This is a genomic window from Mesorhizobium sp. LNJC391B00 (assembly GCF_000502535.1).
Taxonomy (GTDB): Bacteria; Pseudomonadota; Alphaproteobacteria; order Rhizobiales; family Rhizobiaceae; genus Mesorhizobium.
The window spans coordinates 1-15,773 of sequence record NZ_AYWI01000027.1 but is presented as its reverse complement, the minus strand read 5'-3'; the positions used below and the strand labels follow the sequence as shown (position 1 = coordinate 15,773).

12 protein-coding genes and 3 pseudogenes are annotated in these 15,773 nt (G+C 56.2%); 10 read left to right on the top strand and 5 right to left on the bottom strand.

From position 1 onward, the window contains the following. The 4 genes and pseudogenes from X750_RS1000000166670 to X750_RS1000000166620 all read left to right on the top strand — a co-directional run. A partial coding sequence (locus X750_RS1000000166670) for a hypothetical protein (RefSeq protein ID WP_156932503.1) occupies positions 1-261 on the top strand: 261 nt, incomplete at its 5' end. Between the two features lie 66 nt (positions 262-327). Next, positions 328-555: pseudogene (locus X750_RS0134175) on the top strand (helix-turn-helix transcriptional regulator); the annotation flags it as partial. A 75-nt stretch (positions 556-630) separates the two neighbouring features. Beyond that, positions 631-867, top strand: coding sequence for a hypothetical protein (locus X750_RS134560; protein ID WP_023687371.1), 237 nt, complete (start codon positions 631-633; stop codon positions 865-867). Between the two features lie 10 nt (positions 868-877). After that, a complete protein-coding gene (locus X750_RS1000000166620; RefSeq protein WP_198021031.1) occupies positions 878-1,354 on the top strand; it encodes a hypothetical protein in 477 nt (158 codons plus the stop codon). Positions 1,355-1,368: 14 nt separating this feature from the next. Here the strand turns inward: X750_RS1000000166620 and X750_RS1000000165510 are convergent, their stop codons facing one another. Further along, positions 1,369-1,737: a hypothetical protein gene (locus tag X750_RS1000000165510; protein WP_023750018.1), complete on the bottom strand. Its 369-nt coding sequence runs from the start codon at positions 1,735-1,737 to the stop codon at positions 1,369-1,371. Between the two features lie 787 nt (positions 1,738-2,524). On the opposite strand from X750_RS1000000165510, the gene hxsD reads away from it, so the two are divergent. The 5 genes and pseudogenes from hxsD to X750_RS1000000165505 all read left to right on the top strand — a co-directional run. Continuing rightward, positions 2,525-2,857: a His-Xaa-Ser system protein HxsD gene (gene hxsD, locus X750_RS134585; RefSeq protein WP_023712893.1), complete on the top strand. Its 333-nt coding sequence runs from the start codon at positions 2,525-2,527 to the stop codon at positions 2,855-2,857. A gap of 31 nt (positions 2,858-2,888) precedes the next feature. After that, positions 2,889-4,307, top strand: a complete 1,419-nt coding sequence (gene hxsB, locus X750_RS134590; RefSeq protein WP_198021030.1) for a His-Xaa-Ser system radical SAM maturase HxsB — start codon at positions 2,889-2,891, stop codon at positions 4,305-4,307. Position 4,308: 1 nt separating this feature from the next. Continuing rightward, positions 4,309-5,469 carry a His-Xaa-Ser system radical SAM maturase HxsC gene (hxsC, locus tag X750_RS134595; RefSeq protein ID WP_050588833.1) on the top strand — a complete coding sequence of 387 codons (1,161 nt, stop codon included), beginning with the start codon at positions 4,309-4,311 and terminating at the stop codon, positions 5,467-5,469. 152 nt (positions 5,470-5,621) lie between these two features. Further along, the gene (locus X750_RS134600) at positions 5,622-8,498 is read left to right on the top strand and encodes a cold shock domain-containing protein (RefSeq protein WP_023749027.1); all 2,877 of its coding nucleotides are present in this window, start codon (positions 5,622-5,624) and stop codon (positions 8,496-8,498) included. Positions 8,499-8,620: 122 nt separating this feature from the next. After that, a pseudogene (locus X750_RS1000000165505) lies at positions 8,621-8,911 on the top strand (recombinase family protein); the annotation flags it as partial. A 101-nt stretch (positions 8,912-9,012) separates the two neighbouring features. Here X750_RS1000000165505 and X750_RS134605 read toward each other — a convergent pair. Further along, a protein-coding gene (locus X750_RS134605; RefSeq protein WP_156932502.1) for an IS3 family transposase occupies positions 9,013-10,115 on the bottom strand; the annotation gives its coding sequence in 2 pieces (ribosomal slippage) (positions 9,013-9,854 and positions 9,854-10,115; 1,104 coding nt in all). A 79-nt stretch (positions 10,116-10,194) separates the two neighbouring features. Between X750_RS134605 and X750_RS1000000165500 the strand changes: the two are divergent. After that, positions 10,195-10,463, top strand: a pseudogene (locus X750_RS1000000165500) (helix-turn-helix domain-containing protein); the annotation flags it as partial. Positions 10,464-10,940: 477 nt separating this feature from the next. Here the strand turns inward: X750_RS1000000165500 and X750_RS1000000166255 are convergent. From X750_RS1000000166255 to X750_RS134625, 3 genes are all read right to left on the bottom strand, one after another. Continuing rightward, positions 10,941-12,599 (bottom strand): vanadium-dependent haloperoxidase, encoded by a 1,659-nt coding sequence (locus X750_RS1000000166255; RefSeq protein WP_156932501.1) that lies wholly within the window; start codon positions 12,597-12,599, stop codon positions 10,941-10,943. A gap of 113 nt (positions 12,600-12,712) precedes the next feature. Continuing rightward, complete coding sequence (locus X750_RS134620) at positions 12,713-13,432, bottom strand: acyl-homoserine-lactone synthase (RefSeq protein ID WP_023749021.1); 720 nt, start codon at positions 13,430-13,432, stop codon at positions 12,713-12,715. Positions 13,433-13,516: 84 nt separating this feature from the next. Further along, entirely contained in the window at positions 13,517-14,239 is a 723-nt protein-coding gene (locus X750_RS134625) for a LuxR family transcriptional regulator (protein WP_023749020.1), read from the bottom strand. Positions 14,240-15,773 lie beyond the last annotated feature (1,534 nt).

The following is a 15,773-nucleotide window of genomic DNA, read 5'->3' as shown; positions in this document are numbered from 1 at the left end:
GAAAACTGGATGGAGGCCAACCGATACATCAACATGGACGACCTGCGCGAGCACAAGAAGCTCGCTCTGCGCCAAGCCGCACGACCAGCATCATGGCTGCCCCATTTTGCAGAACTTGACGCACACAACCCTCTTATGCCCGGAATAGAGGCGATGGCACCGAGCAGGGCGCGGGAAAATCTTCTAAGGGAAGGCAGCGGCCATAGCTTCGCCGGCCTCCAGAAGAGGGGTGTTAGGCATTTGGGTCTGCATTTGCGATAACGTTGCACTAATGGTATAAGGCTGCACGTATCGTACAGTCGCACTTTAATGTAAGGTTTAACTAAAATGACAATTTCGCCATCTCAATGCCGGGCAGCCCGGGCGCTTGTTGGATGGTCGCAGGATCAGCTGGCAGCGGCCTCCCAGGTGGCCAAGACGACCATTGCCAATTTCGAAGCTGGCAAGCGGACGCCATACGACCGCACGTTGGTCGACCTGCAGGCCGCTCTGGAGGCTGCCGGGGTTGAGCTCATTCCGCAGAATGGAGGAGGCGCCGGCGTGAGGCTCGCAAAGCCGTAGCCGGGCCGGCGCTTGCGTTCGCGCTCAACCGGCGCGAAGCTGCCTTTTGAGGAACGGGAGGGCATACGTATGGCAATCAGCTATCGGGCGACGACAACGATCCGGCTCAACACGGATGGCATATGGGGTGCTTGGATGTTGATCGTGTCTCCGCTGGTGCAGGCGATTAGCTGGTACTACTATTTTGCGAAGCCGGACTATGGATGGCTCGGCCTTATTGCCCTCACCAGCGTGACAGTGCCCTGCGGCTTCGTGCTGCTACTGATCGGCCGCGACTATGACAGTATCGTCGGCGAGACGAACTGACGCCTCGCCGATGGATCGGCGCGATGCCCAAGGACAATACGTCTGGCATGCAGCGGGGGGAGGAAGACCTAGGCTGGCGCGTCCCGATGGGCTTTGCCGCGTCGCTCTGGCTGCATTCCTGCTTGGAAGGCATTGGCCCGACTACTCGACGATCTGCCGAGATGGCCAAGGCGGCGCCATTTGCGCCCGAGAATGGATCGGCGCGGATGTGGCCTGGATCGGCCAGCTGAGCACGGAGGGGCGTTGGATCGTCATCTCTGGCGATCGACGCATTACCCGGAACAAGGTCGAATATGCTGCATTTCGAAGCTCTCGGCTCGTCGGGTTTTTTCTTTCGAAGGGCCTCTACAAGGCTCCGGTCCTCAAGCAAATGGAGCGGCTACTCGCCCTTTGGAGCACGATCGAAAAGCAATCGGAAATTGTCGCGGGCGGCGCGATGTTCGAACTTCCAATAAAGAGCACGCGCATCGAGCAACTGAAGGTGTAGTCTAAAGGCAATCGCTACACTTTCGCTTTCCGCCAGCCCGCCCACCACGCTTCCCATTGTGAGCAGAACCAGCGCTCTCCTCGAGCTGGGTTGACGCGCGTAGCAGAGTAATATTCCTGCCCCGGCATATGGTAGATATGCTCGCCGCGCTCGTTAATGTTGCCCTTGATATCGCAGCCCGCCTCGCGGACAGCCGCGTTGCTGGCCGACGAATCGCCGCCATGGTGAACGCGCGGCAGCTCGTGCCGATCGTCGCCGACTGCAAGATAGCCCGCGGAAGTCGCCCCGAGCATCACCAGAACGGCGGCGAGACGATAGCGGAAAAGCGAGCGCCACCAAGGCCGCCGCCTCTGCAACCTCCTGGCATGAACAGAATTGCCCATGATCCCTTCCCCGAGGCGAGAATGCATCGTCTGAAGCCGGGAGTCCAGTATCAGGCCGCAGCGCTGTAGCCCGCTTCCTTGATGCGGCGCCCGCGACGCTACAGGCGCGAGACATGGTCGGCATGACCGCTTCCCTCCTGATGGTGGCGCTTGGCGCCTGGCCCTATCGCTCCTGTGAGAGTAGGCCAGGAGCTGCACTTGTCAGGCAGCGTGGCATGTAGGACTATGGTCCGCGTTGCGGCGAACCCCATCAAGCGGAGATCGCCAATGGCCCAGAACCAAACCTTCCGAACAGCTTTCTCGGGCTGAAATCCGAGCGCTTCCTGGCGGCAGCCGAAGCGGCTGCACAAGAGCATCGTCGGGCCGCTTCTGCGATCGATTGGGCTCAGAAGACGGAAACCCGTCAACTCCACAATACAAGTATTTGGCCCGGAACATTAGTGGTCCCTTAAGCATTTCTCCACAATCGGTACTTGTCCGGCTTGGCGCGTTTTGCTAATGATTCTGTACAAACGGGGGTTTGAATAATGTCGAAACGCAATTTCCTGTCACCAATGGCCTTGTCGGCCACGATGATTCTCGGCGGCCAAGTTCAGGCTGCAGTCCTTGTCGAATCGGCAAATCAGCCTTCGACCAAGCTCGCTGAAGCTGGCACTGTCCCGGCGGACCTCGGCTACGGTGAGGTGCTAGACCGCTCAAATGGTACGGACGTTATCATGGCGTACCACACCAGCCATTCGAGCCATGCTAGTCACGGGTCTCACTGCTCTGGCTACAGCTATTGTTGATGGCGGACACCTCTCGCGAGAGCGAGCTCGTCCAGACTGCCCAAGTCAAGTTTGATCTGTCAGTCTTCAGCCTCGACTGTGTAAAGCGCGCAGCGTATCGGGTAACCGGAAACGCTGCGGTTGAGATCACGATCGAGGGCGGCTTCGCAGTATGCACGATCAACTTCAGCAAGGCGGCCGCGCGAACTTCGGCCGACGCAGCGGTAGAAAGACTGCGGCTAGAGGTCTTGGATCAGGACCTGCGTAGCAGCATCGCCGCCGAAACCGCCACTGTTAGAAACGCGATACTGGCGCTTGCGTTTTCCAGATCGGGCCTGCAGTCCGATGACTAAGTTTGCTCCGGCAACTGAGTTCCAACGACCGTTGGACGACATTTATCAGCTCGCGTACTTCCGTTTTTCCCAGTTGGACGACGAGCGGTATGTGCTGACCAACCAAGCGGGCGAATATCTGGTATTGCCGCGCGCCGTGCTGGCCTCGTTTGTCAGGCACGAGCTTCCCAGCACACACCCCGCCTACTCCCGCCTGCGCAGCAGGCAATTCCTCTTTGATGCATCCTCCAATATCGGCAAGGAGCTGCTGGCGCTGAAGGTTCGGACTAAAGCAAAAAGGCTGGAGAACTTCACATCGCTTCACATAATGGTCGTGTCTTTGCGGTGCGAGCACTCTTGCCCTTACTGTCAGGTATCTCGTCAAAGCGAAGATCGATCAGCCTTCGATATGACCGAGGAGACAGCCGAGAAGGCCTTGGGACTCATTTTTCAATCTCCAAGCCCGGCTATCAAGATCGAGTTCCAGGGTGGCGAGCCGCTTTTGAACTTCCCATTGATCCAACACGTCGTGCATCGGGCTGAAGCGATCAACAAAGTCGCCGGGCGGTCGCTGCAGTTCGTTATTACGACGAACCTCGCTGTCGTTACGGACGAAATCTTGGAGTTTTGCCGCGAGCACAGCGTCCTAATTTCTACGTCGCTTGATGGTCCGGCCACTCTTCACAATGCCAATCGACCGCGCCCGGGAAAAAACAGCTATGAATTGGCTGTGGCAGGTATCCACAAGGCCAGACTGGCCCTCGGCCATGAACGCGTCAGCGCACTTATGACGACGACCAAAGCCAGCCTTCCACTGGTACGCGAGATCATTGACGAATATGTCCGGCTAGATTTCCCCGGAACATTTCTTCGGCCACTTTCTCCGTACGGTTTTGCGGTCAAGACGAAGTCATACGCCGCCTATGATGTGGACCGCTGGCTCGACTTCTATTTTGATGGGCTGAACTACATCCTGGAACTGAATCGGAACGGCATTCCTTTCAAGGAATTTTACGCAGCCACCATCCTCACAAAGATGCTCACGCCTTTCGAGCCGGGATATGTGGACCTGATGAGCCCGGCAGGCATTGGCATCTCCGCCGTTGTCTACAACTATGACGCCAGCGTCTACGCGTCCGACGAAGCGCGAATGTTGGCCGAAATGGGCGACAAGACATTTCTGCTCGGGAATGTCCACGAAAACAACTACGCTGAGATTTTCGGGTCCGACGCTCTCCTCGATCCTATCGAGCAGTCTTTTGCAGGCTCCGTACCGATGTGCGCCGACTGCGCTTATGAACCGTTCTGTGGCTCCGATCCGGTGTTCCATACCGCAACGCAGGGCGACTTTGTTGGCCTCAAAACGCGCTCGGGATTCTGCAATCGCAATATGTCGATCTTCAAGAGGCTGATCGACCTCATGGAGAAGGACGTTACCGCCCGAGAACTCTTTCTAAGTTGGGCGAATTAGGATGTTGCGACTGAGTGGCTTCGCTGCGTCAGCAAGCGTCGGTGATTTTTCACAGCGAGTGGCTCTTAGGCTCGTGACGGGTCAAGCTGATCAAGCGTCCAACCCGGAGCATGATGCGTATCTTTTCAAGGGGCAGGCGTTTCATCCTGAATGCCAGTGGGTTGTCACCTTTGAGGAGCATCGGCCGGAGGCTGAGCGACTGTTTTCAGACCGACGACTAGTCGTTCTGCCCCACGAGTTCGACTACCTCAGCGAGGGAGACGTTATCCGCTTTGTGCCGGATCGGAAGGCAGTGCGTGTCCTGTTCAGAAAGGATGCCAACGCGAACTATTTCCTCGTAACGGAGCGGTGCAACCACCTGTGCTTGATGTGCTCCCAGCCACCCAAAGACGTTGACGATCGCTGGTTGGCGCGGGAGATTTTGGATGTGCTGCCCCTGCTGCCCGCAACGACCCCGTTTCTCGGGATCACTGGCGGTGAGCCAACGCTGGTGGGTGAGGACTTTTTTGACATTTTGTCCTCGGCTCGTGACCACCTTCCTACGACGCCAATTCATATTCTTTCCAACGGCCGGACATTTAAGGACAAGGCGTTTGCTGAGCGGTATCAAGCAATTGGACATCGCCGCCTTTCGGTCGGCATACCGATCTATTCCGCCGACCCGGAAGTTCACGATTACGTGGTTCAGTCCAAGGGCGCTTTTGACGAAACAATCCGCGGAATCATGAACCTTAAGTCCGTTGGTGCTGAGGTCGAGATACGAGTTGTCGTTCACAAGCAGACCTATCAAGGTCTCGCCGACCTGTCGGATTTCATCTTCAGAAACCTGACTTTTGTTGATCACGTGACGTTTATGGGGCTTGAGATCACCGGGTACACGAGAGCAAACATGGATAAGCTCTGGATGGACCCGTACGACTATCGGAGTCAGCTGCGGGCGGCCGTGCAATATCTGGCTGCGGCCAGGATCAACGTTTCAGTTTACAACCACCAGCTCTGCCTCCTCGACGGATCGATACATAAGTACGCAAAGCGGTCGATCAGCGATTGGAAAAACGAGTACGTCGATGAGTGCAAAGGCTGCTCCAGACGGAGCGAGTGTGGCGGGTTCTTTTCATCAAGCAATCTCGCGCGAAGTTCTCATATCTCGGCGTTTCGGTAACTATTTAGATCCTAGTGGAGGGGGTGGATGGCACGAACAGGCTGCGAGAGCCGGGCATTTGTATTCCGGCAGTCGTGCCATGTCCTGCTACGACAGCCCTTGTCGGCTTACGTCACGTATAGTGTGGATGACATCCAAATCAGGAGCGGCATTTGAGTTTCAACCTCGTCAGGCTAACGCTCTATGGACTCATCACAGCGATCGATGCTGACTTGCGCGCGCTTGTGAGGTTTCAGTTGGGTTCATCAACGGCCATCGAGGCGATTTTCCCTGCAGATACCTTGGCCAAGTTGCGAGATCGGGCCGCTCGAGACGGCGCGGCCGACGACGACGACATTTATGAGTATCTGGACTTCGCCGATTCGGCGCAAATTCTGCGTGCGCACAAAGCATCACTGGACCCGGCGATCGCCAAATTTGTCAATGTAAATTCAACTGAACTCGACCGTCTGATCCCGATTCGGAATCGCGTTATGCACGCTCGACCACTTCAATTTGCTGATTACTCTACCGTTGATATATTTGTTAAGCAACTACACTCTTACCCGAAGGCCTTATTCCCTCGCGTCATCGAATTTGAGGAGCGTGTTAGAGAAAATCCTAACTTTGTTTACTCGGTCGACATCTCGCAGGCCGATCAACAGGTCGATCGTATCCCGCATAATTTGCCATTGCCTGACTATGATGAAACGGGTTTTCTGGGGCGAGAGCAGGAGACAAGCGAGCTTCTCGCGGCCTGCAAGAGCAATTGGCCTGTGGTGACTGTGGTTGGAGAGGGCGGCTTCGGCAAGACTGCCCTCGCTTTGAGAGTGGCTTACGATCTATTAGACGACGAAACCGCAGGCTTCGAAGCGATCGTGTGGACCACCGCCAAGCGCACGGTTCTCACGCTCAATGATATTCAGACCATTGATGGCGCTATTCAAAACTCGCTTGGGTTGATTAGATCGGCGTCTGATGTCTTGGGGGGCGTCGGATCCGATGAGGCAATACTCGACGAAGTGGCCTCCTATCTCAACACCTTCAAGATTCTGCTGGTTCTCGACAATTTGGAGACCGTGCTTGATCCGCTCCTCACGCGTTTCATCAGAAAATCTAGCGGCAACAGCAAGATCTTGGCGACGTCACGTGTCGGGATCGGTGAGATGAGCTATCCATTTAAATTGGGCGGACTCAATAGCCAAGAGGCCGTGCAACTCCTCAGGTTAACGGCCAAGGTTCGCCGGGTTCCGGATATCTATAAGGCGAAAAATGAAAGCCTGAAGAAATACGTGCAACAGATGAAATTGAACCCGGGCTTCATAAAATGGTTCGTGTCTAGCGTCCAATGTGGGAAGCGGCCGGAACAAGCGCTGGCCAATCCGAAGATCTTCTTGGATTTTTGCCTTTCCAACGTCTACGAATTCCTGACAGCTGACGGAAAGACGGTCTGCAAAGCTATGATTGCGGTTCCGGGAAAGCAATCACTTCCGCTCATATCTTATTTGACCGAGATTTCTGGAGATCGCCTGCAAGAGGCGCTCGCGGGACTTCAATCGGCGAATATTCTTCAAATGTCCAGCACGTTAACGGAGGCTGGATCTGAAACGGTCTTTCAACTGAATGAGCTTCCCCGTTTGTTCATACTCCGCAACCATCCGCCGAACGCGGTGGAGGATGCTATTTTCAAGCAGCGAATGCGTGACGTCTCGACGCAGTACGAAAGGCTGCAAGCAGAACGAGGAGCCAATAAATACAATCCCCGTGTGATTGCGTGTCGCAATCAAGCTGACGCGATAACTGCCAAGCTACTATCGGAAGCGCTAGGGAGTGTTTACTCCAACGACAGGGAGAAGGCGCTGAACCTAGTGGAGCGAGCAAAAGAACTCGACCCTGCCTTTTATGAGGTGTACCGGGTTGAGGCATGGGTGCACGCGCACACAGATAATCCTGCTGCTGCCGCCGACGCGTATCAGAGTGCGATAGTGTTCGAGCCCCGATCCGCTCCGACACGCTACTGGTATGCTGGCTTCCTGCTGAGAGCCGCACATGATCCAGATGGAGCCCGCGAGCAGCTTTTGGTGGCCGAGGGGCTTGACCCGGATTCCGCCGCCGTCCTCGTGGAACTGGCACGCGTGGAGATGTTTCTTGGGCACAATGCAGAGGCCGACGGCCGCCTGCAGCGCGTGTTCCATAATCCAGACGTCTCGACTAGGCAACAGCGTGTCGCTTACGACACTTGGTGTCAGGTGGCACTCAGGAAAGCTTCCGCATTCTTTGACGAAGGGCGCTATTCGGACAGTCTATCTGCTTGCCAAGATGTTCTGACGCGATTTCGTAGCGTACCTGACGAATTGTTAGATGAGCGAATTGTTTCGACCGGGAAGCGTACTCTTGGCGTACTTTCCCAACTGGCCGATCAACTCTCTCTAAGCAGCCTGCTGCCGGAAGTGCAGCGATGCTATGCTGATATAGAGGATATTAGGTTCAATCCCGTTGCAAATATCAAGCTTCCGTTTTCATCTCGCGGTGACGCGACTGGGGACCTCGCCCTATTGCAGCGAATCGGGACGATCTGCACAGGCTCTATCGACAGGGTGAACGTCCCCAAACGCTACGGGTTCATTCGCTTCGAGGGCGACAAGAGGGTTTTCTTCCACTTCTCGGCCTTTCCTCACGCCCTCACCTTTGCGATACCTGGGAATGAGGTCCGTTTCACGATAGTCGAACGAGAGGGGCGGCCAGCCGCCGGTGAAATTGCGATGGTGGGCAGTCAATTGGCTGCCGAGGAACCGAGCCAGCCGGGTTGGATAAAGAGTGTATTTCCCGATAAATCGTTCGCTTTCCTTACTGACTCTGCCGGTCATGACTATTTCTTTCACCGAAGTAATTTGGCAGCTAGGGTGGAGCTGGAATCTCTAAATGTAGGTGACCGTGTGACATTCCGGATTGGCCAGAACCACAAGGGTCCTGTCGCGGACGATGTTCGCCCACATCCAAGCGAGTTGATCGTTGTCGGACCGTCTTCACCCGCCGGTGCAGACGTCTAGCGATCATGTGGGTATACCCCTGGGTGACGTAACCAGCCGGCGATGCGTCAGCGTAACATCTGGGTTGACATCGACTATTTGTGACAAGGTAGCGTTGAGCCTAAACCTTGAGGTGACAGGCTATGGCTCGCATTGGTTACGCTCGCGTCAGCACAATTGATCAAGATCTCGAAAGCCAGCATGCAAAGCTGAAGGCTGAGGGCTGCGAAATTGTCCGTTCCGAGAAGGTGTCGGGTGGCAGTCGCGACGGGCGTACCGAGTTGGCGACTGTTTTGGACTTCCTACGGCCAGGTGATGAACTTGTGGTCACAAGGCTGGATCGCCTCGGCCGCGATACACGCGACGTCCTAAATCTAATCTACGAGTGTGAACAGAAGGGAGCGTTCGTCACTGTCCTTGACCCGCACGTTTCTGACCTGCCACTGAACTGTCATCCAGCTGCGATTAGAGCCTCGACCGTTTTTGATCCGATACCATTCTTTGGACCGCCGGAAGGTGGAGTTTTCCGGCTGTTTCACGATGGCGGGCTGACGGCGCCATCGGGATTGATCAACGAGATCGGAACCTTGTGCCCGATTGCGCCATGTGGGCGCACCTCGTTGTAGTATCTGCGCCAATCCTCCAACTTTTCGGCCGCGTCGGCAAGCGTCAGGAACCAGTGGGCGTTCAAACATTCCGCCCTGAAGCGGCCGTTGAAGCCTTCGATGTAAGCGTTGTCCGTTGGCTTTCCCGGTCGCGAGAAGTCGAGCGTGACGCCCCTGGTGTAGGCCCACAGGTCGAGGTCGCGGGAGACGAACTCCGAGCCTTGATCGACCCGGATCGTCTTTGGATAGCCGATCTTGGGGCAGACCTGTTCCAGCATCCTGACCACATCCTCGGCGCGGTAACTGAAGCGTGGGTCGAGCACCGGCACGTAGCGTGAGAACGTATCTACGACCGTCAGGACCCGGCTCTTCTTGCCCGTCGCGAGCTGGTCGTGAACGAAGTCCATCGCCCAGACGTCGTTGGGTTCGACGGCTGGCTGGCGATCGTCTCGCAGCTTCGCCTTCACCCGGCGCTTCGGCGTCTTGTTCCTCAGTTGAAGGCCCAAGTCCCTGTAAATGCGATAGGTCCGCTTCATGTTGATGTCCCAGCCCTCCCGCGTGAGCATCACGTGCACGCGCCGGTAGCCATAGCGAACCCGCGTCGCGCAGATGTCTTTGATCCGAGCTTCGAGGCCGGCCTGGTCACGGCGGCGGGACTTGTAGTGATAGGTCGAGGTGTCGAACTCCAGAACACGGCACGCTCGCCGGATCGACACGTTCCAATCAGCACAGGTATCGGCCACCAGCTCGCGTTTGCGACCAGGCCTCACAGTTTTCGGCGGATCACGTCCTGCAGCATCTCCTTGTCCAGCGACAGGTCGGCGACCAGCTTTCTGAGCTTGCCGTTCTCGTCCTCGAGTTGCTTCAGCCGCTTCATCTCTGTCGGCAGCAGCCCGTCATATTTCTTCTTCCAGTTGAAATAGGTCGCCTGGCTGATCCCGGCCCTCCGGCAGATCTCCGCCACAGGAAACCCATCCGCTCCCTGCTTCAGAATGAACGCCTTCTGCGCGTCCGAAAACTTCGATGCTTTCATCGCTTCCGCTCCTCTCCCAGCCGGGAAACTACAGCGGAAAACTCCAATTCTGAACGGTCCAGTTTCTGGGGATCAGATCATTTCGACAAGAGGTGAGATGGGCCACATTGTGCTTCGGTTCTTGGGATGGTCGCCCAAATGGAGCGCCGGCTCATTAAAGAGCGGCAGCGTGACGGCATCGAGCAGGCTAAACGTAATGGCATCTACAAGGGTGGTCAGCAGCGCTTAGATTACCACCGAGTGATCCAACTCCACGGCGACGGGGTCAAACCCACCGAAATAGCGAAAGCTGTTGGCTGTTCTCGGATGCAGGTTTACCGCATTTTGGACGGGAGAGCTAAGAAGTGAACCGATCGTCCTAAGGCAGCAACGCTGGGCGGTCATTGAATGACCAGAATGGGGCCGGCAGCGGTCTGTCCGGTCTTCGGAGCGATGTGCGAGCAAATTGCCATTCGAGACGGTGGGGCCCGGACGAACTTGAGCTGCTTGCACTCTGCCTCACTCGACTGCGTTGGAGCTGCTTGGACGGAAGCCCGAAATCAACGTGCAGTTGCCGACACATCGCTCACGTGTCAAAAAAGGAGGTGCAACTGAGCTGGGGCGTGCCAACATTGCAACGGCCATTCAGATCGAAGTCGCCATCCTACTTGTCCTTGCCAATACAGGGCGATAGCCTTGTGACGCACGTGAAAATCTAGCCCCGAAGAGGCGTGCTTGTGCGTTGAGTGAAACACCAGGGCATTTCCGGTCGAGGAGTCCGTGGTCTTCACAGCCCGGCGCAAGGCTGCCGGGCTTGCAATTACTTGTTACAAGACCGCCCTCGGTCTATGTCTTGCTATAGGCTCGTCCATAAATGGCTTCGGCCACTTTCTGGCCGGCCTCCTTGCCGCCCTCTGCGTCGAATTGCCAGTGAACACCTAACAAGACTCTGCTGCGGTTGTTATCATCAATTGCCTTCTCGATGTCACGAAAATCATCGGTACGACGCCCACGAAGCTCCGGCTTGAAATTGTCCACAGCAATGCCATCGAGTTCATTGGACGGAAACCGATCGACTCCAATCCAATCTGGATCCTTCAATCTCTCCGCTCTGACCTTGCGCAGCATCACTAGACACGCTGTTCCAAACGTTGCGTGTCCAGATGGATAAGCTGGAAAGTTCGGCGTGAACGCGGCAGCTTTGTAGTTATCGTCGGGGACCGGCTCGGCAGCTTTGCTAGATCCAGCTAAAAGGCTCTGGGCAGACTCTTGGCCCTCAAGTGCCACCGATACCAAGCTCTGCAGTTCCGCATCGGCCGCAAAGGGCATATTGAAGGCAAAGTCAGACCGATTTGTTTTTGGCGAACCATGTGGCACCCACTTGATATCCTCCTTCTTAGGCTGCTTCGGCAGATCAGGATTCAACCCTCTGACGGGACGCCACACTTTATGCAAATATTTTGCGTGCCATGCCACGTTGCCCGCATCTGACATCGCCAAGTTGCACAGAGCGAGAAGTCGGGCCAGTCGACGCGGACCCAATTTATCCTGCCGTGCAACTTGGCGAACGAACTGATTATAAAGTCTCGGCGGCGTACCAATAAACGGCGGGGCATCGTACGCCCAGAATAAGCCTGGGACAATTTGCTCCGGTGTTCGCTGTGGGTTCTCAATCCCTCCTCGCAATTCGCCGACGAGCCGAACGTCATTTGAATCTCTTTTGTAATCTGGAGTTCCGATCGCCGGAGGATCAGACGGAGCGCAGCCACCTTGCGCAATCTTCTTCGTTACTTCATCCGGCGTCAGAGCTAGCGGTTTCGGTTCGACACCCCAACTGTGACCGTAGTAACCTTGGTCCGGATTAAATGGGTCGACTGTATGTTGTTGAGGCCCAGGAGTGTAGGTGAATTTCTGGTTGTCTATGCGCGCCCATATATCAGTCCAGTCCCATTTGTCTTTAAAAACAGAATCGCTCCCAAAAACCTGGCCAAGCTGCCACGAACTCCGGTTGCCAAGACCGATTCGCCTAAGAAACTCGGCCCTCTTCATCCTTAAGAACGTCTCGTGTTCGGGCCCTTGGTATATATGGGACATAATCGCCGCGCACGCACCTCCCACGAACGCTGCTGGTGATGACGGTTTCTCCTTAAGGGCGACGGTGTATAGAAACGGCTTGTAAAGTGGATCGGGATATGAGCGAGCCACAGCGTCTGCGAGCACCGTGTGGATCAATCCCAAAGCTCTAGCCGAAGCGACTGGTCCTGGCGCACGGGCTTGACCGACCTTAATCGTATGGTCATTTGCATTCAGCTCAAGGGCTACATCATTCCAGTATTCGACAGCGTTTCGGTTATCACCACCGAACACATCCGCTTCCGCTTCTGACAATTTACTTGGTTCGACGTCATCATTTTGCGATTGCGTGGCCGCCGCGCGCGACATGGCAGCCCCGGCTGTGGCAGACAAACCCAAGAAGATCGCACTGCGCCGGCTCAAATTAGACATGGATATTTCCTCTAACAGTGTGTTTTAAGTTACAGGTAGAGCGCATCAACAAAGCGCATAACGCTAAGAATTGAGTTTTACCGCCTGCAACTCGTCGCCTTTGGTCCACAGACTCACAGTAATGGCCTTGTCTTTGGGGGGATGGAAATTAGACTGGTGCTCTCATTCCCGATTTTCGGGTGCCGCATCGGGGATGGATCCATCGCTATAAATGAGCGAAACTGAGTTCCGCGACGAACCAGAAGCGAGTGGTCGATACTGAGAATCTCGCGGACACTTGCCAGCGCCGCGTCATTCACCTCGATATACGCCACGATGTACCATTCGCCGTTTTCTTCCCTCGCCATCCCCATCGGCTCGGCGCGCCATTTGAGGGCGCCGTGGTGCGGCATGAAGTAGGTTTCCTGGATGCCGCCGACGGCGCTGAGGCCCTCCTCGAGAGCAAATTCCATCACGGCGCAGCACAGTTGCGTGAGCGTGCCCCGCAGCCCGGTTGAGCGTTTGTCGGGGACAACGAAAGTGCGTGTCCATTCGGCCCAGTCAGGGCGCCTCGGAACACCCGATTTTTCACACATATGCGGAAAGACTTCGGAGACCATATGCGGTTCGCTGGTCGGAATCAGCCGAGCCGACGTCACCACGCGACCGTCTTCGATACCCAGCAGGTAAGTCGCCGCGTCCGTATCGAATTGGTCGAGCTCGCGACCATCCGGGCTTGGAGGGCGCCAATGTTTCTGGTGCACGAAGAAGTCGTGCCGACGGCGCAAAAACTCGTCGAATTCGTTTTGATAGAGATGCTTGTTATGCGAATTGACCACGTGAGCCGTTATCATGGCGCAATACCCCGACCGTTCTCGGATGGGATAGTCGCAGCCGCGCTAATATACGTCACCTGTCCGATCGGACAGTTGACGCAGTTATGGATGGATCAGCCGCCTGCGCACCGCCTCTACGACGGCTTGCGTGGTCGTCGCGACGCCAAATGCCTCGCGGGCGCGCGTTGCGTGCCATTTGACAGTGCGCTCTGTCAGGCCGAGGATTTGCGAGGTTTCCGAAGAAGTCTTGCCACCGGCGGCCCATAGCAGGACTTCTTTTTCCCGGTCGGTCAGCGGGCCCTCACCATCTTCGTCATCATTGGAAAGAGCCTGGATGGTCATGCCGGCGTAAACGGCCATGGTGACCAGTTGCACTTGCTGGCGCGGCGACAGCTTGCAGGACTTCGCGGAAGAGGCAAACGACAGCACGGATTGCCAATGATGGACGCTTAACATCGGCACGGCAAAGCCACTCCAGATGCCGAACTCCGTCGCTTCGCCGGCAACGCGCCGCGAAGCCTCCGTTCCAGACCACTTGATAGGGACTTCGGACCAAAGGAACGGCTTCAAAGTCTTTGCCGAATAGATGCAGACGCCATCCACCTCGGCGTGCTCGGCTTCGACATAGCGCTCGAACCAGCCGTTGGGCCAACCGTTCAGCTCCACCATTGGCGCGAGCTTCTGCCCACCCAGAGGGACGCCGCTCAAGATAAGATGTTCGAAACCAAGGTTTTTTACAGTGTCAAGGAGATCGCTCAAAAGCGCGCCGGTTGCCGTATGCTTCCTGCAACGTTCGACAAAGTCGAATACGTCCGAGTCAATCATGTTAGAGATCCCCATCCCCACACAATCGATTATAGCATATTTTAGCAGTTCCGAATACTGCAAACGCGGGATACAGAGGTTAGCCTGAAGTAAGCCGCGACATCACGCCCAGCGGCGAGAGTGCGTCGGATCGTCGATCGCCGTCATCTCTCCATAGCGCCGCGCGCGCCGACACCATGGCTCCCAAGTCTCCTCCGTTATTGCGGAGGATCCGTGGGTTGATTTGTGGCCCCATTCGACCAGCTTTTCCCGTCTCATTTTCAAGGCGAACACGGTTGGCGTGGCATCCAGAGGGACGATGGGGGACGACAACAACACCGCAGGAACATCCGCTGATGGCAAAGCCGCGAGCGACAAGTTCACCAGTCGCTGACAGCTCTGTCCAGGCCGAAGGTGGAGCCTGAGCCCGAGCTCGTCCCGGCGGTGCCGATCAAAAAGTCCGTGACGCGGGACTATAAGCGCCCGCAATAGCATCAAGTCGCAGGCAAGATCGCAGACAAGATCGACGTGGAGTTCGTACTGGGCGCTCCACCGCTGGTACAACGGCGGGTCCCAATCCTCAATCTTATAGAACTTCATAGTGAATAGCAGCTCGCCGCGCCGCGGCGATCGAGATGGTTACGAAGCGTTTCATGAAAGTCTTGGGGTACCCGCTGAAAATTCCGGAACGCGGTCTCGAGACTGACGTACCTACCCGGCCAGATTCGTCCTAGTAGCCATTGCCGGAGTGTTTCCAGATCATCATCGTTTCGGCGCGGATGCGGGGTTGGCCGCTGCCGAGAATGTAGCTGCTACAGCCGGTCCAGGTGTCGACGTGCGAAAGGCGGGCAGACTAGTCGATATAATCGGCGTATGTCGTGTCCTCGCGCAGTTTGATCCGGTCGAGCCCAAGCGATTGCTCGATCCACGCTTCGTGCGCCTGCTTAAGCTGCTTAAGCGCCTCGACCGTCCACGTCTTCTCGTTATCGTCGACGATCTTGTGATGAATATTGCATAGAAGGACAAGTTTCCATATCGATTGCGGTCTTCTACGGGCAAACTCGGATCGCCGCGCGGGCCGTCATCCTTCTCGGCAACGATGCGGCAGTTTCGCCGACGAGCGTGGGATCATCGGTTTCGGCGATGTCTTCCACCAGGTGTCGCCAACGTTAAGGAAAGGCGCGGCGCGCGGCCGCGCGACCCCATAGCACCTTTTGCACGGGTTCGATACTCCAGAGAATTGAACCGGCCTTTTCGATGAATGTTCGCTTTATGGCAATAAGGATCGATCGACCCAACGGCGAGCACCTGCATTTACTTGCGAAGCTGTTCCATAGGACCCAACGGCAAAAGGCCGGCTGTGTTCCCAAAACGGAAAAGGCCGGCGCACACAAGCGGTCGACGGGCATTAAGTTCCATTGCTAGATCACCAGCAAGCGCGCTTACCTGCAGCGGAACCTGATGGCCACTACGACCGTTGTTCGAAAGGACAACGAAAGGAGATCGCCATCATGGACTGGAACCGCGTCGAAGGAAATTGGAAGCAATTCAAAGG